The 26,088-nt window shown below is 43.5% G+C and carries 15 protein-coding genes; 5 read left to right on the plus strand and 10 right to left on the minus strand.

Translation table 11 applies throughout. The annotated features are described in order from the left end of the window. Positions 1–7: 7 nt before the first annotated feature. The 3 genes from NG22_RS09035 to NG22_RS09045 all read left to right on the plus strand — a co-directional run bounded on the left by NG22_RS09035 (position 8) and on the right by NG22_RS09045 (position 1,948). The gene (locus NG22_RS09035) at positions 8–811 is read left to right on the plus strand and encodes a 3'-5' exonuclease (RefSeq protein WP_053405451.1); all 804 of its coding nucleotides are present in this window, start codon (positions 8–10) and stop codon (positions 809–811) included. 176 nt (positions 812–987) lie between these two features. Next, on the plus strand, positions 988–1,689 hold the full coding sequence (locus tag NG22_RS09040) for a bifunctional 2-polyprenyl-6-hydroxyphenol methylase/3-demethylubiquinol 3-O-methyltransferase UbiG (RefSeq protein ID WP_053405452.1): 702 nt from the start codon (positions 988–990) through the stop codon (positions 1,687–1,689). Positions 1,690–1,696: 7 nt separating this feature from the next. Then, entirely contained in the window at positions 1,697–1,948 is a 252-nt protein-coding gene (locus tag NG22_RS09045; protein WP_157600964.1) for a hypothetical protein, read from the plus strand. A gap of 30 nt (positions 1,949–1,978) precedes the next feature. On the opposite strand, the gene NG22_RS09050 is transcribed toward NG22_RS09045, so the two are convergent. From NG22_RS09050 to NG22_RS09095, 9 genes are all read right to left on the minus strand, one after another. Continuing rightward, entirely contained in the window at positions 1,979–2,503 is a 525-nt protein-coding gene (locus tag NG22_RS09050; protein WP_072159239.1) for a DUF4924 family protein, read from the minus strand. 341 nt (positions 2,504–2,844) lie between these two features. Further along, positions 2,845–5,037: a bifunctional alpha,alpha-trehalose-phosphate synthase (UDP-forming)/trehalose-phosphatase gene (locus NG22_RS09055; RefSeq protein ID WP_053405455.1), complete on the minus strand. Its 2,193-nt coding sequence runs from the start codon at positions 5,035–5,037 to the stop codon at positions 2,845–2,847. A gap of 1,205 nt (positions 5,038–6,242) precedes the next feature. After that, positions 6,243–8,027 (minus strand): family 43 glycosylhydrolase, encoded by a 1,785-nt coding sequence (locus tag NG22_RS09065; protein WP_053405457.1) that lies wholly within the window; start codon positions 8,025–8,027, stop codon positions 6,243–6,245. A gap of 48 nt (positions 8,028–8,075) precedes the next feature. Then, positions 8,076–8,954 carry a prolyl oligopeptidase family serine peptidase gene (locus NG22_RS09070; RefSeq protein ID WP_053405458.1) on the minus strand — a complete coding sequence of 293 codons (879 nt, stop codon included), beginning with the start codon at positions 8,952–8,954 and terminating at the stop codon, positions 8,076–8,078. Positions 8,955–9,295: 341 nt separating this feature from the next. Further along, positions 9,296–10,894, minus strand: a complete 1,599-nt coding sequence (locus NG22_RS09075; protein WP_082305037.1) for a glucoamylase family protein — start codon at positions 10,892–10,894, stop codon at positions 9,296–9,298. A gap of 5 nt (positions 10,895–10,899) precedes the next feature. Further along, positions 10,900–12,462, minus strand: coding sequence for a sulfatase (locus tag NG22_RS09080; protein ID WP_053405459.1), 1,563 nt, complete (start codon positions 12,460–12,462; stop codon positions 10,900–10,902). A gap of 461 nt (positions 12,463–12,923) precedes the next feature. After that, positions 12,924–15,248: a beta-glucosidase BglX gene (gene bglX, locus NG22_RS09085; protein ID WP_053405460.1), complete on the minus strand. Its 2,325-nt coding sequence runs from the start codon at positions 15,246–15,248 to the stop codon at positions 12,924–12,926. A gap of 66 nt (positions 15,249–15,314) precedes the next feature. Further along, on the minus strand, positions 15,315–16,802 hold the full coding sequence (locus NG22_RS09090) for a RagB/SusD family nutrient uptake outer membrane protein (protein ID WP_053405461.1): 1,488 nt from the start codon (positions 16,800–16,802) through the stop codon (positions 15,315–15,317). 19 nt (positions 16,803–16,821) lie between these two features. Beyond that, positions 16,822–19,839 (minus strand): TonB-dependent receptor, encoded by a 3,018-nt coding sequence (locus NG22_RS09095; RefSeq protein ID WP_053405462.1) that lies wholly within the window; start codon positions 19,837–19,839, stop codon positions 16,822–16,824. 519 nt (positions 19,840–20,358) lie between these two features. Between NG22_RS09095 and NG22_RS09100 the strand changes: the two genes are divergently transcribed. Together NG22_RS09100 and NG22_RS09105 are read left to right on the plus strand one after the other, a co-directional pair. Then, complete coding sequence (locus NG22_RS09100; RefSeq protein ID WP_053405463.1) at positions 20,359–23,148, plus strand: triple tyrosine motif-containing protein; 2,790 nt, start codon at positions 20,359–20,361, stop codon at positions 23,146–23,148. 536 nt (positions 23,149–23,684) lie between these two features. Further along, on the plus strand, positions 23,685–24,479 hold the full coding sequence (locus tag NG22_RS09105) for an ion transporter (RefSeq protein WP_053405464.1): 795 nt from the start codon (positions 23,685–23,687) through the stop codon (positions 24,477–24,479). Positions 24,480–24,710: 231 nt separating this feature from the next. Here the strand turns inward: NG22_RS09105 and NG22_RS09115 are convergent, their stop codons facing one another. Beyond that, on the minus strand, positions 24,711–26,048 hold the full coding sequence (locus NG22_RS09115; RefSeq protein ID WP_053405466.1) for an NCS2 family permease: 1,338 nt from the start codon (positions 26,046–26,048) through the stop codon (positions 24,711–24,713). Positions 26,049–26,088 lie beyond the last annotated feature (40 nt).

Genomic DNA, 26,088 nt, shown 5'->3' on the forward strand with positions numbered 1-26,088 from the left:
CGCAATCATGAATTTAAAATTAAACAAGCCACTGGTATTTTTCGATTTAGAAACTACCGGTGTCAATATAACAGCTGACCGTATCGTGGAATATGCCTTTGTAAAGCAAAATCCTGATGGCAGCACGGAAAAATTAGTTTCCAGAATTAATCCTGAAATTCCGATTCCGGTTGAAACTTCCCTGATCCACGGCATTTACAGCAAGGATGTAAAGGACGCCCCTACCTTTAAAGAAGTATCCAAAGATTTGGCGCGCTTTCTGGAAGGTTGTGATTTGGGGGGATTCAATATTGTGCGCTTTGATGTGCCACTATTAATGGAAGAATTTAACCGCGTGGGGATTGATTTCGACATCACCAAAAGGAACCTGATTGATGCGCAGAAAATTTTCCATATGATGGAAAAACGTAATCTTTCTGCTGCTTTCAAATTTTATTGTGGCAAAACACTGGAAGATGCCCACTCTGCTGAGGCGGATACAATTGCCACTCTAGAGGTTTTTAAGGCGCAGGTAGAAAAGTACGAGGGAGAAGAGGCCTTTGACATGAAAGGAAACTTGTTGGGCACTATTCAAAATGACATGAAAGTGATTGACCGCATCAGCTCCAGTAATCAGGTGGACCTGGCCGGAAGAATGGTGTACTCGGAGGAGGGCGTTCCATTGATTAATTTTGGAAAGCACAAAGGCAAGCCGGTAGAAGAAGTTCTGAAACGTGAGCCCGCCTATTATGACTGGGTAATGCGTGGTGATTTCCCACAGGATACTAAAAGAAGACTAACGCAAATCAAGCTGAATATGCTAAAAAGATAAGCCTTTAATTTTCGCAGTCGAAATTAACAAAACGGCATTATAAGAAATAAAAAGGACGATTTCATGCATTTGAGATCGTTTTTTTTTCGCCCGAAATTTTCTGATTTTTTTCCTTCAATTTTGTTTCAAAGGACGAAAAAAGCTGTTTTATTAAAGCCATAATTAACGATTTCGATATGATTAAAGATGTACTCGGCATTGGCTTGAAGGAATACTGGGCAGGCAACCGAGATGCTAACTTTTTTATCCATAACCAATTTGGTGAGGCGGATGAAATGCCCATCACTTACTTCTTTGAAGGAGAAGACGAAATGTCTGATCTGGAATATGTGGCATTGGAAACTTGCAAAGGACGTGTACTGGACGTTGGGGCCGGAGCGGGTCGTTTTGCGGTGGAATTACAAAACCGTGACTGTGAAGTGGTCGCATTGGATACCTCTCCGGGGGCGGTGGATGTGATGAAAAAGCGTGGCGTCAAAAATGCCCAGGTGGCCAACATCTTCGAATATGAAGATGAAAAGTTTGACACCATTCTCCTGATGATGAATGGCATTGGATTAGCCCAAACCCTGGAACAAGTTTCCACCCTGTTAGAAAAGTTAAAAACTTTGCTGGATGACAGCGGAGAAATCCTTTTTGACAGCTCGGATGTGACTTACCTTTATGATGATCAGCCCAAACCTAAAGATCATTACTATGGGGAAATTGACTTCCGCTACCAATTCCAGAGCCTGAAGGGCGAATGGTTTAAATGGGTGTATGTGGACTTCGCCACCATGCAGGAAATTGCGGACAAGGCAGGTTTTTATTGTGATTTATTAATGACTGACGAACAGGATCAATATCTGGCAAGTTTGACTCTTAAACCAGACGCTTAAAAATGCTATGATCCCACTGAAGGCTTCCCCAAAGACCCTGTTTTTTTGCATGGGTAAAAACTGCAAAAAGAAAAATAAGGGGTTGCTCAAATGGGCCAAAAAGCACAATGCCTTTAAGGACTATCAGTGCATCAAAATGAGCTGTAGCAATAACTGCGGCAACAAGCCTGTTATGTTTGATGCCAAGGAGCACCTTTGGGTGGGAAAGGTCACCAAAGAGAATATTAAAATGACCCTCAAAAAAAATAAGGATGAGTAACTCATCCTTATTTTTTTGTCTTTAGCCTGCCTACAAAGCCAGGGCCTTGAAATTATAAGAAAGATAAGCCAGCAAGTCGCCAAAGGCTTCCACATGTTTTTTATCCTCCTCCGATACCGGCTTCCCCGTCATCTTGCAAAGTAAATAGCCATACAAACCATTGATGCAAACCTGCATGGGATTCGATACTTTACCTTCGGACTTCTGCAGATAAAACTGAATGGAAGGCCTTACGGCATTGAAAAGCTTTTGATACTCTGCATCCTCCACTAAAAGCTTCATATGTAAATCAAATACTTTATCCACTTCCGCCTGAGTAGAAGCCAAATGCCCGGACTGCTCCACGCCTTCAGCTTTCATCTGCCGGATCAAAGCTGAAAACCATTTTCGCTGCGCCTCCTTTTCTTCCTCCTCTACCGGAAAATGTTTCACCACATATTCCTCCATCTGCTCCATATCAAAATTAAAAGCCCGCACCAGGTCCTCCATTTGATACAGAAACAGGATATATTCAGAGATATTTTCCGATCTCCTTTTTGCTGCAATTTCCTTCATAGTCAAATTTTTCGAAAAATAAGGGATTTTCCCAAAAGCCAAAAAAATATCGGGCTTAGCCCGGATTATTCCTGCTGAAATCCTCCTTTAGCCATAAGGCAGGAAATAGGAAGGAATTGTTTCCTATTTTGCGTTTTTTCCAACCAAGCAAAAGAATAAGGAGAAAGCATGTTGGCCCAAATTTGAGGTATTAATAAATCAGCACATTTACCCTTATTAAACTTCAAATAAATCACTTAAACCGATCCGATAAATCTGGCAGCCAATAATTAGGCTTCGGTCACGAACCAAAAAAAAGCCCCTCTCAGGGCTTTCAAATTTTATATAATTAAACAAAATTTTTATTCGGCAGGAATACTGCTTAATACAAACTTGTCCAGCAGCTTTCTCACTTCCTGATAATTTTCCACAAAATAACTCGCCTCAGTGGCCGCACGTCCCACTTTAATGGTTTCCCCCTGATCTCCTACCGCCTCAAAAGTATCCTCATCGGTCCAGTCATCACCAATGGCCATCAGGAAATCATGCTCAAACTTGCGAATGAAGCGGCGAGCCGCTTTTCCTTTGTTCACCTCATTTGACTTCACTTCAATCACCATATCTCCTTCCAAGACCTGAAGACTCATTCCGTGGGTGATATAACGTAAGTGATTCACCAATTCTCGCGCTCTCAACTCGCCAAAACCCTGCTCGGCCTTGCGGTAGTGCCATGCCAGCGAATAATCTTTCTCCTCCACGAAGGAACCCGGCGTTCTGTTCACAAAAGTATCCATCACCAGGCCTACCTGCTCTTTCCAGGCGCCACTCAGGGCACTTGGCATTTTCCATTCTTGTCCCTGATAACGGTACCAAACACCATGTTCGGCAATTAAATCCACCGGCAGATGCCCCAACCATTTATTCAGGGTCTCGCGATCACGTCCACTAATGATGACCACATGCCCTTTGGAGGTTCCCAAATGAGAAAGTAAATTCAATAAATGCTCGTCAGGGTTCGCCTTTTGCGGATCGTGATGAAAACCTGAAAGCGTCCCATCGTAATCCAAAAACAACAATGGCTTCTCAGAGGACTGGTATTGAGCCACCAATTCGCCCTGCAGATTGGCCACCAAATGCCTGGCGCCGGAAGCTTTCTGTTCGGATTTTATCGCTTCCAGTTGCTCCAAAAACAGGCTTACCCAATGGTGAATATTATATCGCTTGATGGTTTGTTTCATCACGGCCATGTGAATCTTCTGCTCCTCCACTTCCATTTCCAAAGCTTCAAAGATCGCATCAGCCAGGCTGTGGATATCATTTGGATTGATAAGGATGGAATCCGACAGCTCTTTGGAGGCACCTGCCATTTCCGAAAGGATGAGCACCCCTTTATTATCCAATTTAGAAGCCACATATTCCTTGGCGACCAAATTCATTCCGTCCCGCATAGGCGTAACCAAGGCCACATCTGCCATCCGGTAAAAAGCAGACAAATCGTGGATATTAAAGGATCTGTAAAAATAATGAATCGGCTTCCAGTTCACCGTACCAATCTTTGCATTAATCCTCCCTACTGCCAGGTCAATCTCCTCTTTTAACTCTTTATAACGGGGCACGGTATCTCTTGAAGGCACCACAATCATAAACAAGGAAACCTCGCCGATATATTGGGGATACAGCTCAAAAAATTGTTCAAAAGCTTTCAGCCTGTTCGGAATTCCCTTCGAATAATCCAGTCGGTCGATGGAGATGATCATCTTCGTTTTGCCAATACTGGTCCGAAATTCCACTTCCTTGCTTAAGGTGTCCGGATGACTCGCCATGCCTTCATATTTATCGAAGTCTATCCCCATCGGGAAGGCGTCCACGGTCACGGTGCGGTTGCCCATCACCACCTGTGCCTGATTCACTTTCATCCCGGCCAGACGAGATACAGAGCTTAAGAAGTGACGCATATCGTCATAAGTATGAAAACCTACCAGGTCAGCCCCTAAAAGGCCCATCAATAATTCTCTGCGCCATGGAATAGCCCGGAATGTTTCGAAAGAAGGAAAAGGAATATGCTGAAAGAAGCCAATGCTGATTTCCGAAAGTTGTTCGCGGATCATCTGCGGCACCAATAACAGCTGATAATCATGTACCCAGATGGTGTCATCGGGTTTCGCTACACTTAATATAATATCACAAAACTTCTGATTAACGCGCTGATAAGCCTTCCAATGATCCTCATCAAAATTAGCATAGGAAGAAAAATAGTGAAAAATCGGCCAAAGAGTCTCATTACTAAAACCCTCGTAAAACTCATGCACCTCTTCCTCGGTCAGGAAAACAGGTAACATATTGCCGGATTTCAATTTATCACAAACTATTTCTTTTTCCTCCTGATTATCCACCGCTAAGCCCGGCCAGCCTATCCATAAATTATCGCCTTGTTTATAAACAGATCCGAGACCAGTAGCTAATCCCCCCTCACTGGTGGCAAATTGCAGCTCATTGGCCTCATCTCTTAATACTTTAATGGGTAATCTGTTGGAAACGATGATCGTTCTACTCATGATATCATGGGTTGTGGTGAAAGGAGCAGTCAGCTAAAGGTTTTTTAATGGTAGATAACAGTGCGCGGACCGGCTCCCATTTGTTGACGGTTTGGCCAACGTTATTTCGAAAAATAATCAATTTGTGGCTTTAATTCAATGGATAAATGGATCGCTCCAATTTATTTCAATTTTAATAAAATAGCAGGGATTAAAATTTTTGAAAAAATGGATTAATTTTTACTGCGCAATTTAAGGTTTTTACGATATCGCCCATTGAATGCTACCGTAAAGCCAAATTTGCCCAGACCTATTCTCTTTTTAATTATTGAGATTATTTTTATCAATAGTAAAGTAAAATCACACTATTATCTATCATTTTTTTAGTTTTCAGCTGAATTATCCCTCCTTGAATCGAACTATCCGGGCTAAAATCCTCAGATCACTTAAGACAGGAAAAATGAAGGACTATTCCACCATTTCGAGTTTTCTCCATTAACCCGAAATATTCATGCTTAAATCCTCGTTTAGCTGTAAGGCGGAAAAAATGAAGGAATAGTTTCCTATTTCGAGTTTTTTCCAACGAAACAGATGAATGAGGAGAAAGCAAGCTTGCCCAAATTTGGGCTATTATAAATAAAAGAAAACATATTATAATAAACTGAAATAAAGTCATTTATGCTTAGTTGATTAATTTAGCGGTGAATAATTCGGGTTAAAGCAGAGGAAGGAAGAGCAAGTAAGCTTACCCATGCTGAAGTTATTAAGAATCATAAAAAAGTGGGCGCTATAAATAATGTGCGATTGATGATGACCTCAACAATCCAAGGGCGCATAATTCGGCTTACACATTTTGGCTTTTATACACACTCACAAAAGAAAACCCATCCGATTTAAAAGCGGATGGGCTAAACTGCAACCAATAAGCCGAATGCTGCATCCGTAAATCCTCGGAAAGCAGCAAGGCGGGAAAATGAAGGAATAGTTCCTTATTCCGAATTTTTTCTAAGAAAGCAGAGGAATAAGGAGAAAGCAAGCCTGCCCCAATTTGGGCGACTAACAAGCACAGAAAAATAGCGGTAATTAAAAGTATGCGCTTGTTTAAAAGCAGATTGGGCCGATCCCATAAATTCAGCAGTGAATAAATCGAGCTAAAGTTGGCGCTGCATCATTCGGAAAAAACGAAAAAGCGCGTGTTCAAAACACGCGCTAAAGCGGATCATTTATTATTTCACCAAAACGGGCTTCGTTTTTTCAGAAATACCATTCTCATTAAAAGATTCAATAGAGAAATAATAATCGGTTCCATTATCCAAAGATGGAATCTTAAGGGAGTTTTCATTATAAACCATCCAGGATTGGTATAGCTTATCCGGTGCAATACCCCAGCGAATGTTATAGCCTTGCGCTCCTTTAACGGCATCCCAACTCATCTCTACCTCTCTTGGGTCTTTGCTTCTGTCCAATTGGAAATTACGTACCTTAGCCGGTAATTTTCCGCTACCTTTTCCAAATACCCGAAATTCGGACATCGCGAAATTTGGTGTAGGCACCGCAATATTGTTATACCTTACATAGCGTGCCTTAACAGGGGATTTCAGTTGCACATATTCATTGGGCACATCTTTCCAATTATTAGATTTATCTACAATGGTTTTCCATTCCTTACCATCCAATGAAGTCTCCACGGTGTAACGGTGATGCATATTTTCCGGTCTACCAAAAAGCATGGACTCATGATCATGGAAATTAATTTGTAGGGCATAAATATCCCCGGCCTGCTCAAGGTCAAGCTCCACATATTGCGCCGCATCATTCGCTTCCGCTACCCAATATGATTTAGAGTTCTCATCCGTCAGCGTTGAAACATACAATGCTCCATTTTCCTGGCGAGTTTGTAAAGTATCAATGATATAGTCACCATCAGTTGCGGTGGATTTATTGATCTCAATCAAAGAAGAGGCTACTTTGGCAGGCTTATTATAGGACAGCAACATCCAGCCGCTAAATTCCCCTGCCTTGGGGTGATCCGCCCCATAGCGTGGATAATCACCATACTCCGTATTGGAATACATGAGCCCGTCCTGATCGAAATAGGTAGGGAACATGCACAGGCGGCGTTCCCAGTGGGAATTAGAAGCTAAAGCCATAGAAGCAAAATGCCAATATTGATCATGTTTGTCCTTCATGGTGGTACCATGCCCAGAACCATTAATAAAGCCTCCAGGCTTCATACACATCGGGTTATTCGGAGCGTATTCCCAAGGGCCAAGCGGACTGTCTGCCATATAATAACCATCCGCATAAACGTTAAATTGCGTTCCCGGAGCAGCATATTGCAGGTAGTATTTACCGTTGTGCTTGGTCATGGCCGGGCCTTCAATATAGCCTTCTTTCAGGGTCGGGTGGAAATTATTCTCCCCGAAGCGTTCCCAACCATGGTTTTCCTCATCGAGATTATACAACTCATGGATTTCTTCTCCAGGCACAAAGCGCTTTTGCTTATCTAATTCGCGCGCACGAATGGGGTAAATATTGGAAGAACCCCAATAGATATAAGCGGATTCATCATCGTCAATGAAAAATTCCGGATCCTGCAGGTTATTCAGGATGGTAACACCGGCATCCCACTTTCCTTTTTTTGGGTCATCAGTGGATAGTAAAACCATGTTTCCGGAAGGGTTACCGGTCACATACAATAAGGAATCTTTATAATTGAAGGCCGTGGGCGCATTTGAGCCCTGAAAATACCAGTTCTCAGGCTTAATGAAGTCCCAACTTACCAAATCCTTGGAATGCCAGTAGCCCATAGATCGGGTAACGAACAAATAGTATTCTCCGCGGAATTCTACCGCCGCAGGATCTGCCCCGGAACGGTAAGAGATGTCGCGAACGGAATTGTAAATCATATAGGTGTAATCCACATTCAGGGGATTACAATACGTTTGATCCTGAGCTTGTACCTCCGTGAGACTGCTCATGCCTAGCAGTACAGAGACCGAGAGGCTCATTCTTTTTAACCAATTTTTCAAAATCTATGCAATTGTATATGATATAAACTATTTTTTATATTTAAATAACCAGTCCATAAGCCCGGGCTCCTGAAACATGGTATCATTCCAGGGGCCATGTCCAAGCCCCGGATAGGTATCCAATTTCACACTTATTCCGGCAGCCTTTAGCGCCTCATACATTCTTAATGAGTAACTGTAGTCCACCACATTGTCCGCATCTCCATGCATCAATCTAAAGGCCATATGAGGAAGCTTTTCAGCGATATCCACCGGATTACCTCCACCGGACATAAAATAACCTGCTGCAAAAGTGTCCGGCATTCGATAGGCCAGCTCAAAGGCTGTCATCGCTCCCATAGATATACCCCCCACATAGCAACGACTTTGAGCTATATAGCCGCTTCTTTTGGTGAAATCGGCCACAAAATCCATCAGCAATTGTAAGTCTTTGTTGGCGGCTTTTTGATATTGCCAGTACCACCGCGTTTTGGCATGGCCATATTGTTCTTCTGCTGTTCCGGGCATCATCTTGGAGTCCCAACGCGTGCCCAGGGGACACTGTGGAAATACCACTATGGCAGGATGCGCTTTCCGGAAAGCGGAATCAAGAAAAAATGCACCACCATTGTTGAGTTGGCTGGCATTATTATTTCCACGCTCCCCCATTCCATGAATCATCAATACCAGAGGATAGGATTTCTGAGGATTAAAATTATCAGGAAACAAGATGCGGTATTGCAGGCTATCTTTTCCCTGAACAAATACTTTTCGCTGATAATGATCCAGCGGTTTGGTCACCACAGCAGGATAACTTTTATAGTCGGTTGAAGGCTGAATAATTTGCGCCTTTACCGGATGGGGCTTTCCAATGGTGAGCCAATAGCATAATGAAAACACGAAATAAAAAGGTAAAATTGATTTCATAGTGTTACCGTTTGGGTGAGTAAAAAGGCAGGCTGTCTTTACCTCCAGAGGCAGTGCGCCGCATTAATAGGCTCGACAACAATAAGTTTTAGGTGGCATTGCGAATTGTTTAATAGTCCAAAATTGGAGGAACTTGTATTCTACTCATTCGGCTACTTCTTAGGCAAAAACTCAAATTCGAAAACGCTTTCATTTTTTCGCCTTTCAGTAAAATAAGAAATGAAGCATGCCTAATTCCGGTTAAAAAACAAGAGAAGGAGGCAACCGATGGAAAACGGATTGCTTCCTTACAGCAAAGCTATACCCCTGAAAATTTACAACTAATCATTCGTCTGATCAATTTATTTCACCTCAATCGGCTGTCCAAATCGGGTAAAACCTAGCTTGTTTAAGCCCTTTAGAATATCCTCATTTTGCATAAAGTGCTTCCATAATAAACCGCTACGGTGGTTTTCAATCATGACCACCTGTGGTCCCTGGTCAATGGCAATATAATTTTTTCTTACCCAATCCTCTTCCCGCTTTTTATAGGTAGGATTCACTGCATCATAGAAACCATAAATTCCGAAAGCATCTTTTCCTTCCTCGCGATACAGATATTTCAAAACCTCCATGGACTCTTCCGGCGTGTATGGCATGGACGATATGGCCGCCGTTGGGGCAATAGTGCCTTTATCAAACTGGAAGCCCGGTGCGGAAGCTCCATAGCCGGCAGGAACAAGGTCTGAGGCCGTTAGTCCCCATAATTTTTCCCCGTAGCCTTCCCAGCCATAAGGGTTGTCAAGACAGTAGGCCCGGTTGATCAGGGTATGGCGACGATTTTGCTCCCAATAATTCGCAAAACGATCCGCCAGTCCACGAGGATCCAGTCCAAGGTAAGAATAATGCGCAAAGAATAACGGCCCGCCCATCTGAATGGTATTTCCCAGCGGCAGGGTCATGCCATAATAATTTTTATAAGTCCCGAATTCCGGATTATCCCATGCTCCCCAGCCTTCCCAATAGGCTTCCGGGGCAATGGAATGCGTAGGAGAACTTTCTGCTAAAATATAGGTAATCAGGCACTCATTATAACCTTTAATTTTATGGTTCATTTTAAACTCATGCTCTTTGGACCAATGCCAGATCAACCCATTGGTGCCATTGGTATAAAAATCCCATTCCATCCCTTCCCAAAGGTCGGTGATGCGTGCTCGCAAAGCTTCCTCTTTAGGAGTAGCACCACCGAAATAGCTACGAGCGGTTAATAGCGCCTGCGCCATAAAGGCGGATTCTACTATATCCCCACCATTGTCATACTCGGAAAAAGCTTTCAGTTCTCCACTATCATAATACCAATGGGACCACATGCCATGAAAACGCTCGATCTCCGATAAAAATTGGGTAGCTTTCAAAAAGCGATCTACCGCCTGCTCCCGGCTTATCCAACCTCTTTCTGCCCCAACGATCACCGCCATCAAACCAAAACCACCGCCACCAAGGGTAATTGCTGCTTTGGGGTCATGGGAGCGTTCCAGCGCCAGCCCAGAATTCGGGGCGGCAAAGTCCCAGAAATAGTCGAAGGTATAGCGCTGTACCATGTCCATGAGCTCCTCATCGGAAAAATCTTTAATCTGCGCTTCGACGATCGCAGAGGCTTGCTGGGGTTTCCCTTTTTTGAGGGGCACTACTTTGTATTCCAGGCTTAAGTTTCGCCCCAGGTCTGTGACGAAATCCAGATAGCGCGCCTCCGAAGTGGTGGCACGCAAGTCGAAGGATTCGGATCCTTTGGGTCGCGCATATATTTGGTAATTTACCTCTGCCTCTGATTGGTCCCATCGGAGGTCCACATGGCTGTCATAACCCTGTACCTGAAGGTTAATTTTGTCTTTGGCGATAGCATTCAGTGCCAAAAAAAAGGCACAGATGCAGATCAATCCTGATTGTTTCAATAAATCCATCCTAACTATTTCAAATATTTTGGGGGAACTTGATATTGCTTTCTTAATGAATCCAACTGCAGATGGAGTTGTTTCTGAATCTCCTGATATCCTGACGCTCCGTAGACATTTTTCATTTCCGAAGGGTCCTCCTGCAAATCAAATAATTCAAAATTACCATCTCTATAAAAGTCAATGAGCTTATAGCGATCGGTTTTCACGCCATCATGAGCGCGTACACTGTGGAAACCGGGAAATTCATAAAAGTGATAATACAGGGCATTTCGCCATGGAATTTCCTCTCCTTTCATCAAAGGCAGAAAGGATTCTCCCTGCATATCGGCTGGAATTTCCATATCGAGCATCTCCAGGAAGGTAGGCGCAAAATCAATATTCTGCGTCAGCTTGCTTACTTTAGCTTTGGGTTGATCAAGAAAAGGGTCGCGGATCAGCAATGGCATCCGGAAAGATTCCTCATACATCCACCGTTTATCAAACCAGCCATGTTCTCCGAGGAAAAAGCCCTGATCTGAAGTGTAGACGATAATGGTATTGTCCAACAGGTCATGTTCCTGAAGGTAGTCATAGATTTCCCCCACGCTGTTGTCCACCGATTTCACGGTGGCGAGGTAATCTTGCAGATAGCGCTGTAGCTTCCACTCCGCTTTTTCTTTCTCTGTGCGAGCTGTGGTGTAATAATCGTTATTTCTATCGCGGTAAGCCTCGAGGAATTCCATTCTTTCCTTAGGAGTCATGCGGCCAAAGAATACCTGAGGCCAGCGGTCATAAAGGAGAGAATCGGAATTTACGCCCGTCACCATTTTCAGATCATGCCCTTCATAGGCGTCCCGATAGATATTCATTTCCTGCGTGGCTGCGGCTTTTCGTCCCTGATAATCATCAAAGAAATTATCCGGCACCGGGAATTTCGTATTCTCAAAAAGCTTATAATACTGAGGTTCCGGCACCCAATTACGATGTGGGGCTTTGTGGTGCATCATCAGAAAAAAGGGTTTTTGAGGATCACGCTCCTGCAACCACTCCTTAGTAAAGCGGGTGATTAAATTCGTGACATACCCTTTCTCCTGCTGAATAGTGTCTTTGGTAATGAAGTCAGGGTTGAAATATTCCCCCTGATCATTTAATATCTTATAATAGTCAAAACCCACCGGATCAGAGACTAAATGCCATTTCCCGATAACGGCGGTTTGGTACCCCTGCTGCTGTAGCAAATTGGGGATCGTTTGCTGATGGCCATTGAATTTAGTGCCATCGTTTTTCATCAGACCATTGATGTGGGAATGCTTACCCGTGAGGATATTGGCGCGACTAGGGCCACACAGCGAGTTAGCGCAATAATTTTGTTCGAAAAGGGTACCTTCTTCCGCCAGGCGGTCAATATTTGGGGTGGGGGCTAATTTCCCGATGGGATGTTGGTAGGCACTGATGGCCTGAACGGCGTGATCATCAGACATGATGAACAGAATATTGGGGCGTTGGGACTTTTGGGAGGGCCGGGAAGTCGGCGACTGGCAAGCCATCTGGGCCAGGATCAGTAGTGTGCTAAGGAGAAAAGGTCGTAAACTCATTTTTCGATAGGATAAATTTTTGACTGAATATTCCGATAGATCCCAAGGCAATCATTTCCCCAAAATCCTCAAGATGCAAAACAACTTTTCCGGCTCTACAGTTAGCCCGAATTATACATCTTCACGATTAACCAACTCGCAAAAGGGCTCTTTACTAATGCATTACAGCTATTTTTCGGTTAAATAATGGGCCAAATCCAGGGGAGCTTGCCTTTTTCGCATTTTTTTGCCCTCCCGACAAAACCCTGAAGAATAAAGAGAAAGCAAGCCTGCCCAATTTTGGGCTAATAAATAAATCAAAGTAAATAAATTGTAATGGACTGAAATTAAGTTACTTGTGATTAGTTATTAAATATGGCGGTGAATAATTCGGCTTAGGCAGCAGACAAAAGGATTCTTTTTCTTGTAGAAACTTGTAGAAAAAAGGTTGCCTGAAGCCTTAGGCCTCAGGCAACGATTATTTATTGAAAGCTGAAAGTAGCATATTGACTTTGGTCATCAGAACTTTTGGAAATCCAAAGTTCAAATTCTCCTGCCTCCACTATTTTCTCTTTATCTAATCCAATGAAAGCGATCATTTCCTCATCAATGGTGAATTTCACCTGACGACGCTCCCCTTTTTTCAGGGCAATTTTTTCAAAAGCTTTCAATTCTTTTACCGGACGGGTAACGGAAGCCACCTTATCATGAATGTAAAGCTGGACAATTTCCTCTCCATCCATATCACCGGTGTTGGTAATATCAATGCTGGCTTCTATGCTTCCACCTTTGGAAAAAGTAGACTCACTCAATTGCAAATTGCTATACTCAAAATTGGTATAAGACAATCCATGGCCAAAGGCATATAATGGCGTATTGGCTACATCAATATAATTGGAACGATAATCCGCCGGAGCCTGATCATTGAAAGGACGACCGGTATTCTTTTGATTATAGAAAATTGGCACCTGTCCTACATTGCGAGGGAAAGTCATTACCAATTTTGCGGAAGGATTATAATCTCCGGAGATAATATCCGCCACAGCGTTTCCAGCCATCAGACCAGGATACCAGGCTTCCACAATCGCATCAACATTTTCGGCTTCCCAGGATAAATCCAATGGACGACCATTGAATAACACCAAAACAATCGGCTTTCCGGTTTTCTTCAACGCTTTCAATAAGGCACGCTGGTTACCTGGCAAAGTGATATCTGAGCGACTTGCCGCCTCTCCTGACCAGTGGTAGTTTTCCCCCATGGCTACCAATACCACATCACTTTTCTCTGCTGCTTCCACAGCAGCTGCAAAACCTTCTTCACTTGGCTCGGCTACCGCTACTTTTTGTGTCACCGGATCAATTAACGGAAGATCTGTTCCTTTGGCATAGGTGAATTTCACCTTAGATTTCTTGTATTTCGCATCCAGGCCTTCTTTTACCGTAACGGATTTACTACGATCACCCTTGATGGCCCACTCGCCGTTTAAGCTTTCACGCTCATTGATAAAAGGACCGATCAAAGCTACTTTTTTCGCCTCCTCTTTTTTCAAAGGCAAAACATTGTTGTCATTTTTCAACAACACCATGGACTCTTGCGCTGCCTCCAATGCCAAATCCACGAATTTATCATTCATCAACACCTCTTGCTCGCGCATGGCATCACAATAACGGTAAGGATCGTCGAACAAGCCTAGCAAAAATTTCATCTCCAAAATACGCGCTACGGCTACATCAATTTGGCCTTCAGAAATTTTACCTTCTTCCACCAAAGCTTTTAAGTGCGCCACAAAAGCCTCACTGATCATATCCATATCAATACCTGCTTCCAAAGCCAACTGTGCACCATGCTTCAGGTCCTGAGCATAGCCGTGCGCAATCAACTCCAAAATGGCCGTATAATCCGTTACCACCAAGCCATTGAAATTCCAGGAATCACGCAAGATGTCTTTGTATAAATACTTATTGGCCGTGGCCGGAACACCGTTCAGATCATTGAAGGAAGTCATGAAAGAACCTACGCCTTCCTCAATAGCAGCCTGGAATGGAGGGAAATATGTTTCGTGCAATTGCTGTTCTGAGATATCGGTCGAGTTATAATCGCGACCGGCCTGAGCAGCTCCGTATCCGACAAAGTGTTTCGCCGTGGCAATCAGGGTATTATTCTGGCTCAGGTCACTCGGATTTTCAATCCCCTGAAAACCTTTTACTCTGGCGCGCGCAACTTCTGTGCCCAGGAAAACATCCTCTCCGGCACCTTCCATTACCCGTCCCCAACGAGGGTCAAAAGACATATCAATCATCGGGGCGAAGTTCCAGGCTACACCGGAAGCTGTCGCCTCCTCGGCAGCAGCACGTGCTGTGCGCTCCATAAGGTCCAGGTTCCAGGAACAAGCTTCCGCCAATGGAATAGGAAATGTGGTTTCCAACCCATGAATAACATCCGCAGCGAAAAGCATTGGAATCTTCAATCGGGAATACTTCATATTTTGCTCTTGCAACATGCGTACGTTCTCTGCTCCAAAAGCATTAAAAGTACTACCGATCATCCCTTTTTTCAGGTAAAGCCCGGACTGATTATCCGCTACTTCTCCGGTAGGAGCAAAGTTGGCAGAATACTGATTCATCTGCCCAATCTTTTCATCCAGGGTCATCATGGACAAAAGGGAATCCACTTTGAACTCTACCTGCTCATCCCCACTATAGCTTTTCCAACCGGGAATTTTATCCGTATCAGCAGCCTGAACAAAAGAGGCGCTCACCACTGCACCGATTAGGATAGCTGATTTTTTCCAATTTATAAATTTCATTAGACTCATCTTTTCGTTCCTATTTTTTTCAAATAATATTTTGGGGGACCTGCCCCCAAAAAACGATTAAATCGCAGGTTGTAATAAATTAGGGTTCAAGTCCTCCTGGCGCAAAGGCACAGGCAGATACTCGGACTCTCCTGCTACATAACCCGGCAAGACGCTAGCTGCCTGTCCGGTGCGCACCAAATCATTAAAACGATCTCCCCATTCTACTGACAGCTCAGCACGGCGCTCTTCCAAAATTTGATCCACTGTAGGGCTGGCAATAGGCGCCAAACCAACACGCTCCCGCACTAAATTCAATGGCGTGGCCGCATCTCCTCCCAGTCGGGCTTTCACCTCTGCGTTCATTAACAACACATCCACATAGCGTAAAACGCGCACATTGTTATTCGTACCATAATCCGGACGTCCCTCGGTCATCTGATCTTTCGGCGTATAAGCTTTGCCATTATAGTGGGCTTTGCCTTCCATATAATCCGGATCAAATTCCGCTATCTCATCCCCGGAAGGAGTGGTTGTTCCGGATTCCAAGACTGCCAGATTCCAACGTTCCTCATCTCTTTCTCCATTATTGTGCTGGTTCAGGAAATCAAGGTATTCAGGTTGTAAAAGCATGAATCCCCAACCGGTAATAGGCACCGGGTTATTTCTAGGTCCCTGATGCTGAAACCATGCACCAGCATAAATCTGCGGACCATCTCCGGCGTCCAAATCCGAGAATTGGAACTCATAGATGGATTCTGAAGAAAGCTTACCGTGAATTTTAAATAAGTCGTAATAATCTTCCTGAGCCACTAAAGCATAAGTGCCACTATTGATGATTTCATCCGTCAGGCTTTTTACCAACTCGAAATCTCCCTCATTCAGTGCCAGTTTTGCTTTCAGTGTCATGGCCGTATATTTATTTACCGCACCCTGTAGTTCATTTTGTTCCGGCAGAACATCAATAGCATAGTCAAGCAACTCATGAAGGTGTACGCGCACATTTTCAACCCTGGATTTATACAAATAGGCGTTGGTTACATTTTCCGGATCCACCAATGGAATTTCTCCCCATAACTGATGAAGGTAGAAATACGCCAATGCACGGTGAAACACGATCTCCCCACGATAAGATGCTGCACGTGCCACATCCGCCTCGTCCGTTAAATTTTCCAAAAAGCGGTCCAACAGCTCTTCGTTGAAATAAGTCGTGTTCACCACTTTGAAAAAGGCTTCCCAGGCAGCGTTCATCGCCCAGAAATTTTTAGCCGCCGCATAATTGAAGTTTTCAATATTGCTGTAATCCATCTGCTCTGCGGCAGAGCCTCCCCCCTTGGTTACTTCATCCCCGCGGACATTCAAAATAGGCCAAATTTCCCACTGCGTCATTCTGGTACGCGCTTCGGCATATACACCGGAAACCGGACCATACATTTGACTAGGATCAGTGAAATCGATATCATCTGAAGGCACCACCCCTTCCGGATTGATATCCAACCAGTTGCTACAGGAACTTAAGGATACTACAGCCAAAAGCACTGCGATGAATTTATATCTGATATTCATTTTCGTTACTATTTAAGCGTTAGAAAGTAAGAGATGCCCCTAAGGAGAATACTGCTGGTATGGGGTAAGTTTGCTCATCAACCCCACCCGGTACTTCCGGCGTGAATCCGTTGGTATTGAACCAGGTGTACGGACGGTCTACATTCAAATACACCGAAGCGCCGGTCATCTTTAAATTCTCCATCACCGAGGATGGCAAATTATACGTCAGGCGAATATTCTGCAGGCGGAAGAAAGAAGCATCTTCCAGATAGAAGCTGTTCAATCGGCCGTTATTCCAGGTATTAAACATTCCCTCAGCAGAAGGATAGGCGTTGGTGCTTCCTTCTCCTGTCCAAAGATTGTTCGCTAAATTAGCATCAATGTTATTACCGGCATGTTTGTTAATATCCGCACGCTTTCTGTTCAGTATCGTACCTCCGTGTGAGCCCATGAAGTTGGCTGACAGGCTGATATTTTTATAGGCTACATTGAAGTTAAAGCCATAGTAAAAGTCCGGATTTGGATCTCCCAAAATGGTACGATCACTTTCATCAATCACGCCATCTCCATTACGGTCTACATAGCGGAAGTCGCCAGGCTTTAGGTTGTTGGCCTGTGCAATCGGGCAGTCGTCAATCTCTTGTTGGTTCTGGTAAACACCCGCTACTTCCCAGCCATAGAAGCTGTATGCGGCCTCACCAGGCATCAACATTTGAGGGAACTCTTCTGTGCCGGCCTGAATATAAGGCGCCCCACCTAAACTCGTCACCATATTGTTAATCTTGGTAAAATTACCTCCAAGGCTGTAGGAGAAATCTCCAATCTGATCAGACCAATTCAGGGCCAATTCCAGACCGGTATTTTTCATATCTCCGGCATTTTGCAAAGTAGGTTCAAGACCATTGGACAATGGCGGCATTATGATCATGTCTAATGTCTGACGATTGAAATAATCGGCCTCAAAGTTCAAACGGTAATCAAATAATTTGGACTCGAAACCAATATTGAATTCACGGGTACGCTCCCAGCTAAGGTGAGAGTAAGTCCCTTGCTGAATCATCCCGGGCATGATCAGGCTTCCGCCAAAAAGACCGGACTGTCCCAATCCTCCATTCAAAATAGCAGCAAAACCTGTATTGGCAACCCCTTGCGCATTCCCCAAATCACCATAAGACGCTCTCAGTTTAAAATGATCCAGGGTGCTTTGGTTCCAGCTCTTGAAAAATTCTTCTTCAGACACTACCCAACCCAATCCCAGGGAAGGGAAAGTACCCCATTTTTCCTGGTACTTGGAACTGGCATCACGACGAATCATACCGGTCACCAAATAGCGATCATCATAGTTGTAAGATACCCGGGTAAATAAACCTAGCATTCTGTATCGCTCACCACCATCAAAACCCGTTAAGGTAGATTCATCTCCGGTATGGATATAATTGGGATCCTTTACCCCCTGAGCAGTAAGGCTTAAAAAGCGGGTGTTTTCTTCAATAGTGGAAGAACCAACCATTACTTTCAAATTATGATTCCCGAATGCTTCTTCATAGGTAGCGAAATTATCCCAAACCATATTATAGGTCCAGTATTGGTTTTTCGTTAGGGAATTAATAGGCTGCACGGTATTTCCTATTTGGTAATCCGGCGTAAAATTACTTCCTCTGGAATTGATATAATCCATGCTTAAGCTGGAGCGGAAAGTCAATTTATCCGTTTTGAAAGGACGGAATTCTGCGTAAAGGTTTGGTAATACTCTGAAATTTTGTGTTCTGTTATTACTATGATAGTAGGCCACTCCCAATGGGTTGGTATAATAAGTATCAAATCCCAAATTGTGTGGATTGGCAAACTTCTTTGGATAAGCTTCCGAATCCGGTAAACTATAATCATAGGCCGGATACATCGGGCTACCGATATAGGCCTGGAAGAAGGCACGATCATCATCTGTCATACGATCCTCAGTGGTCATGGTCATGTTCAAACCAAAATTGAAGGCCTCTGATACGGTATGCGAAAAGTTGGTCTTCAATGAAAAACGCTCATAGTTCCCCTGACCTTCATTCATAATACCGCCCTGGCTAAAATACCCCAGACTCACATTATAGGTGGACTTTTCCGTTCCTCCCATGATGGAGATATTGTGGTTTTGAATCGGTGCCGATTTGATCAGCTCGTCATACCAGTCCGTGGAGATGGCAGGATTTCCATCCACACTTCCATATCTTTCCATGGCCGCATCTATGGGCTTAATCAAATCCGAATTATTGGAAGATCTGATAAAATCAGCATACTGCGCCGAGTTGGCCATCTCTAAACGTTGAGTCACTTTTTGCACTCCATAGTAACCGTCATAAGACACGCGCATCTTTTCATTCTTCGCACCGGTTTTGGTGGTAATGATCACTACCCCGCCAGCAGCCCGCATACCGTAGATCGCAGAAGCAGAAGCATCTTTTAGAATACTCATCGTTTCAATATCATTCGGATTCAACCAGGCGATATCGAACAACTGCATACCGTCCACCACATAAAGTACATCACTTTGATTTAAGGAACCGATGCCTCGAATCTGCATTTGAGGAGACTCTCCCGGAGCACCGCTGGAAACAATATTTACCCCGGCTACTTTACCCTGAATAGCCTCAGTCGCTGAAGAAACCGACATGGAATTCAGGTCCTTATTGTCCACATTCGCAATGGGGGCCGTCAAATCCTTTGATTTGGAGGTACCGTAACCGATCACTACCACTTCCTCCAAATTCTCCACATCTTGCTGTAAGTCTACCTCAAAAAATGTTTGATTGCCGACCACAAACTCCTGTGGCTTCATTCCTATAAAAGAAAATACCAGGGTATTTTCCGCGGAGACCCCCGAAAGCGTAAAGGCGCCATCGAAGTCGGTCGAAACCCCATGCGTGGTTCCTTTGATAATCACACTCACGCCGGGAAGACCTTCTCCATCGTCTCCCTTGACGACACCTGATACCTCAAAAGCATCTTGCGCAAAAGCGGAGAAACTTCCAAGCATCATAAAAAACAAGAATAGTTTTTTGGTCATGATAAATTAAATGTAAATCGTTAAAATAATTTTCGAAGTCAGCAATAACTTAAGCGGGTGGCCTTTTTGATTCCCATGAGGTATGCTCAATCGAGCCGTTACAAAAAGACCTGGCATTGAAAAAAAAGGAGATGTAAATATTCCGATTAGCTCCCTGCCTCAAACAAAGATGTGCTAAAGCAGGCGGTAAATACGCAAATCGGCACATCATCAAAGGCACATCATTCGTTTTAAAAAGGATTACATTTGCTGATTTACAGAGAGTTACGCTATTGAAAAAATCATACCTAAAACCCCTTATTTTTTTGGGTGATGTAATCTTAAGTCATCAACAAAAAAGCCTCAATTTTGAATTATTTTAGTTTGAGGTCGAATTTATTTCCATTAGTGAAAATTTCTCAAATGACTTTGGGTGATTTTAGTAATTTCTTAATTAATGAAGCCAAAGCTTAACTTTTCCCTCTATAGCGTGAAATACTGATGAATATTACACAAATTTGCATGCTTAAAACATGTACTATGCGGGGATTTTTTATTTCACTCTTTTTCATCTCTTCACTAGCTTATGCTCAGGAAGTTGCCGGTAAATTCACGGGTACCATTTCCCCTGATCTCATCGTTTTTGAAAAGCAGGATTATCATGCTGAAAACCAAAACTGGGATATTCATCAGTCGGAAGAAGGTAATCTGTATGTTGCCAACACCCTGGGATTATTAAAATATGACGGCGAAGAATGGGCACTGATGAAGCTACCGCATATTGCCCGGAGTGTCTATTGTTCAGGAGACACCATATTTGTCGGGGGGAATAAAACCCTGGGCTATTTTCTTGAACATGATCTTGCCTCAGGATTTCATTCATTAGCTAATATAAATGCCGATATCTGGAAGATTTATCCCTTTGAAGGCAAAACCATTTTCCAGTCTTTCGATCGTTTTTATTTCATTGATGAGGCCGGGCATATTGGTTATGAAAAGATTAATGCGGGAAACACTACCTACTCCTATCCGCACAATGGAAAAATCTATTATCATGTTGCTCCAAAGGGTATTTATACCACCAATCTGGCCCGCGACATTGTTCGCCTCCCGCTTAATCAACCCGCACAATTAAAGCCTTATCAGATCATCTACATCGCCCCTTTAGAGGATGGCAGTCTGCTTTTAGGAAGTCTGAAAAATGGCTTATTCTTATTAAAGAATGGCCAACTTGCCCCACTTAACAGCGCGATGAATGACCTATTGAAAAATTATCAGCTCAATAAAGTGGTGCGCCTCGATCAAGAACAATGGGCTTTTGGAACCATGAATGGAGGGCTGATCATTGGCGACCTGGAAGGACATATCACCCAACATGTTCATACGGATAATGGCTTACCGAATAACCGGATCCATGCCCTGCATTTGAAAGATCAATTACTATGGATAGGCACGGATAATGGTATTGCCCTCATTGACATGGCCTCCCCTATTGCTTTTCTTTCTACTCCTAATGACCAACTCGGGAGTGTATACGATGCGCACATTTTTCAGTCAAAATGCTATATCGCGACCAACCAGGGTTTATTTGTCAGTCAAAAACAAGGGCAGCCCTATGCACAAAAGATTAGCAAAATTTCTGCCTCTGAGGGGCAGATTTGGGACATCTCGGAGCTGAAAAACCAAATATTTGTAGGGCATAATGAAGGCACTTATCAACTTCAGGGCGAAAGGCTGCAATTAATATCACCGGTAGCAGGCGGCTATCATATGGTCCAAAGCAAACGACATCCTGATTTGGTATATCAGTCTTCTTATTATGGGCTATCGGTATATCAATGGGAAAACAGCCAATTAAAATACCAAAAAACACTCAATGAAATTTCGACGCAGACGCAAGACCTGATGGAACTCCCGAACGGGGATTTATTGGCTACTGACATTAATGACAAATGCTATCAAATAAAATTGCAGGAGGATGGCATGGGAATCGCGACCATTCAGTCTTTAAACGCGGCGCATATATTTGAACCCACCAATCGCATTCGTCTCTTTCCCTTTGAAGGCAAGGCGCTTATAGCCACCGATCACCAGACCATGATTTTTGAAGAGGAAAAATGGGTACCGGCAGCACCTGCATTGCAGGGCATAAATTATCTTTCTCCGGCTATCGACTCCTATTATTTAGCGCGCAAGGGACAGGAATTGATGCTCTACGATGCAGCCAGCAAAAAGGAAGTCTTTCTCCCTCCGCATATTGCGCAAATGGGAAATAAGATGATTTACGGCTACGAACAAATCAAAGTATTTCCTAAGCGGATCTTTGCTATCGCGCAATCTGAGGGCCTCCTGTTCTTTGATCTTAATAAATTTGAAGCGCGTCCCAAGCCAAAAGGAAAAACCCACATCACCAAAATATCCTTTAATAACGACCGAAGTGGGAAACCCCTCAACGGCTTTGAGGCCAATAAAATTCCATACAAATTTAATTCTGTCACCTTCCATTACAGTGACTTAAACTTTCAGGGAAATTCTCACTATTCTTATTATTTGTCCGGTTATCATGACCAATGGCAATCTGCCACCTCCAATCACAAGCTGAGCTTCCATAATCTCCCTACGGGGAAATATGTACTTCACCTAAAGTCTGATGCCCATCCGGAGGAAGTGAAGTATCAATTCTCAATCCAGCCTCCTTTTTATTTTTCTGCGACTGCCTTTGGCCTATACTTTTTGCTCATATTCGGGATCTTTTACCTGTTATTCCTTTGGTTCAATACTTTGTATAAAAAACAAAAGCTAAAAAATCTTCGAAAAGAGCGATTTAAACTAAACGAGATCCGGGTATATAATCACGAAAAATTGATGGAAGTGGAAGCCCGACAATTAAGGACTGAAATAGAAGATAAGACCAATGAGCTTTCCAAATTACTGATCCAAAATAATAAGAAAAAGGAAATCATTGAGGAGATTAAGGAGGAGCTTATTCACATCCGGGAGCAGAAACGATATGTACAGAAGCAGGATATAGAAAGTCTGAATAAAATCATCGAGCGCAATTTTGATGAAAAAAAAGACTGGCAAATTTTCGAATCCGCCTTCACCGAGACCCATGCGCATTTTTTCAATAAATTACAGAAAAAACACCAGGGACTCACCAATGAGGATCTCAGATTGTGTGCTTATCTGAAAGTGAACCTTACCTCTAAAGAAATTTCCCCTATTTTCAATATCACCGTTCGCAGCGTGGACCTAAAAAGGTACCGATTGAAAAAGAAAATGGCTTTACCTAAAGAAGTAAACCTTAAGGATTACATTCAGCAATTTTAAAAAAACGGAAAGCATTAATTACCGCCAAAAGGCTACCTGGGAAACCGCATTCAGTTTACTTACCCTATCTTTCTGCAGAATACCCTACATTCCTATTCTGTCCACTTCGAACCAATAGTTTCCGTATTGCTTAGGCCGTATTATTCCTTCTTTATTCTCCTTTAGCTGCATGGCGGGTAAAATGAAGGAATAATTTCCTGTTTCGAGTTTTTCCCAACAAAACAGAGGAGTGAGGAGAAAGCAAACTCGCCCATATTTGGGTTATGATACATCAAAGAAAATAAACCATAACGAGCTAAAATAAAGCTACTTGCGACTAGTTAATGAATTTAGTGGGATATAATTCGAATTAAAACCACTACCCTTCACTCCGCCTGCTGATCATTATTTCGTTACAGCACTCCATCATATTACCACCAGGTCGTATTTAATACTTTTTTTATGTATATCTCAATAAATTCTAAAACACATAGTCGTATTTCATCCTGCCCAATGGATTAGAATTTATTAATTTTGTTGCGGCAAAAGAGAGCATTATGAATATTCAAAAGCGACTATTTTTTTCTGAAGAGGCCATTATGCTGGTCATCCTTCTGAATGCAATTACTATTTTTTTACAAGGCTTCCACCTGGAGTCCAACTTGCTCCATCGCCTTAGTGACCTGGACAACATCTTCACGCTCTATTTTATTGCAGAAGCGGTGTATAAAGTTAAATTACTGGGCAGCCGCCAGTATTTCCGAGATGGCTGGAATCGTTTCGATTTCCTCCTGATCCTACTGGCCACCCCTTCCCTGCTGTTCTGGTTCAGCTCCAACGACAATGCCGGCCTGGACTTCCTGCTCATCTTCCGGACAGCCAGAGCCCTGAAGTTTATCCGCTTTTTCCGGTTCATTCCCGGCATTCAGGTGCTGACCTCCGGTATCAAGCGGGCCTTAAAAGCCTCCGTGCTGGTGATCATGGCCTTCTTTATTTACAATTTTATTGTGGCAGTACTCTCTTGCTATATGTTTGCCGAACTTTCGCCCGAACACTTCGGCAACCCACTCAGCTCTCTCTACTCTGTCTTTAAGGTCTTCACCATTGAAGGCTGGTATGAAATTCCGGAAAGCATGATGGAAGCGGCAACCCCCTGGCAGGAAGTTGGCATCAAATCCTTCTTCGTCATCATTCTACTCACCGGTGGTATCTTTGGCCTTTCCCTGGTCAACTCCATTTTCGTGGATGCCATGGTGATGGACAATAATGATGAGCTCGAAAAGAAAATTGATTCCCTGAACCTGAAAGTGGATCAGCTAATGGAACAGCTAAAAGAAAAAGAATCAGTTTAACGGGAGCATTCGGGGCCAATTCGCTCCGCTCATCCGGGCTTTCGGCGGTCGCTTTTTTCGCCGGGCAGTTTGAATAAAAACCAGGGCCTGCCCAACGAAAAAGAGCTCCACAACCGGCTGCGCCTCCGCCTCTATCCCTTGGCCAGGCCTCCGGAAGTTTATCCCAGACACAAAAAAAGCGCAAACCCGACAGTCTGCGCTTCCCATATTTTGAATATAAGCATATTCTTTTTATGCTCCTCCACCGGTCATGGTGAAGTAAAGGTTAATCAAGGATAATATGGTGATGAACCACATCGTTGGCGACAATTTCAATGCTCTGCCATTAGCAATGGCGATAACGGTATAAGCGATAAAACCAAAGCTTAAACCTGTAGAGATCGAATAAGTCAAAGGCATCAGGATGATGGTCAAAAAAGCAGGAATGGCTTCATTGAAATCTTTGAAATCAATCTGATTGATGTTTTTAAACATAAACACCCCTACGATCACCAAAGCTGGTGCTGTCGCAAAAGCAGGCACCACACCAATTAATGGACCGAAGAACATCGCGATAAAGAACAAACCAGCCGTTACTACAGAGGCCAAACCGGTACGTGCACCAGAAGAAATACCTGCCGCAGACTCTACATAAGTTGTAGTGGTCGAAGTACCTAATAAGGAACCGATCACGGTTGCCAATGCATCCGCTTCCAGTACTTTTCCAATCACAGGAATGTTACCATCTTTCTCGACCATCTTGGCTTCGTAAGAACACGCCACAATCGTGCCGATGGAATCAAATAAATCCACGAACATAAAGGAGAAGATCGCCCCGATCATAGACAATTTCAAAGCCCCTAAAACATCTAATTTTAATGCAATCGGAGCGATAGATTTCGGCATAGCGATAATCGCATCCGGCACCTGAACATCACCGGTCAACATGCCCCCCAATGTACAGCATACAATTCCGATCAGAATAGATCCTTTCACACGACGCACTTCCAGAATTCCGATCAATACCAAACCGGCCAAACCCCAGGCTGTAGCCGTATTAAAAGTTCCCAAGCCTACTAAAGTAGCCGGATTATCCACAATCAATCCTACTACTTTGCCTGCCTCAGGCACAAATGGCCCCATATTCTGGAAACCAATAAAACAGATGAACAAACCGATACCGGCGCCCACTGCCAATCTTAATGAAACCGGAATGCTGGAAACAATTTTCTCGCGCACTCCGATCACCGTCAGGATCAGAAAAACAATACCGGAAATAAATACCACCCCGAGGGCTTCTTCCCAGCTGGCTCCCTGTCCTTTAACTAAAGTAAAAGTGAAGAAAGCGTTAAGCCCCATACCCGGAGCCATTGCAAACGGTACCTTTGCCCAAAAAGCAGCCAATAAAGTACCGATGATGGACGCCAAACACGTTACCGTGATCAAGGCGCCCTGATCCATTCCTGCAATCCCCAACAAATTAGGGTTTACAAAAATGATGTAGGCCATGGTAAGAAAAGTTGTGATCCCACCAAAGACTTCCTGCCGCACGTTAGTACCACGTGCCTGCAGATTGAAAAACTTCTCCATGATTATTTAATGTCGTTAATGCCCGGAAATCAACCGAACG

It is taken from the genome of Persicobacter sp. CCB-QB2 (assembly GCF_001274635.1).
GTDB lineage: Bacteria > Bacteroidota > Bacteroidia > Cytophagales > Cyclobacteriaceae > Persicobacter > Persicobacter diffluens.

Coding starts and splice junctions, on each gene's coding strand:
- NG22_RS09040 (WP_053405452.1), top strand. CDS start 988: ATGATTAAAGATGTACTCGGCATTGGCTTGAAGGAATACTGGGCAGGC.
- NG22_RS09075 (WP_082305037.1), bottom strand. CDS start 10,894: ATGGATTTATTGAAACAATCAGGATTGATCTGCATCTGTGCCTTTTTT.
- NG22_RS09095 (WP_053405462.1), bottom strand. CDS start 19,839: ATGACCAAAAAACTATTCTTGTTTTTTATGATGCTTGGAAGTTTCTCC.
- NG22_RS09070 (WP_053405458.1), bottom strand. CDS start 8,954: ATGAAATCAATTTTACCTTTTTATTTCGTGTTTTCATTATGCTATTGG.
- NG22_RS09105 (WP_053405464.1), top strand. CDS start 23,685: ATGAATATTCAAAAGCGACTATTTTTTTCTGAAGAGGCCATTATGCTG.
- NG22_RS09115 (WP_053405466.1), bottom strand. CDS start 26,048: ATGGAGAAGTTTTTCAATCTGCAGGCACGTGGTACTAACGTGCGGCAG.
- NG22_RS09035 (WP_053405451.1), top strand. CDS start 8: ATGAATTTAAAATTAAACAAGCCACTGGTATTTTTCGATTTAGAAACT.
- NG22_RS09055 (WP_053405455.1), bottom strand. CDS start 5,037: ATGAGTAGAACGATCATCGTTTCCAACAGATTACCCATTAAAGTATTA.
- NG22_RS09050 (WP_072159239.1), bottom strand. CDS start 2,503: ATGAAGGAAATTGCAGCAAAAAGGAGATCGGAAAATATCTCTGAATAT.
- NG22_RS09100 (WP_053405463.1), top strand. CDS start 20,359: ATGCGGGGATTTTTTATTTCACTCTTTTTCATCTCTTCACTAGCTTAT.
- bglX (WP_053405460.1), bottom strand. CDS start 15,248: ATGAAATTTATAAATTGGAAAAAATCAGCTATCCTAATCGGTGCAGTG.
- NG22_RS09045 (WP_157600964.1), top strand. CDS start 1,697: ATGATCCCACTGAAGGCTTCCCCAAAGACCCTGTTTTTTTGCATGGGT.
- NG22_RS09090 (WP_053405461.1), bottom strand. CDS start 16,802: ATGAATATCAGATATAAATTCATCGCAGTGCTTTTGGCTGTAGTATCC.
- NG22_RS09080 (WP_053405459.1), bottom strand. CDS start 12,462: ATGAGTTTACGACCTTTTCTCCTTAGCACACTACTGATCCTGGCCCAG.
- NG22_RS09065 (WP_053405457.1), bottom strand. CDS start 8,027: ATGAGCCTCTCGGTCTCTGTACTGCTAGGCATGAGCAGTCTCACGGAG.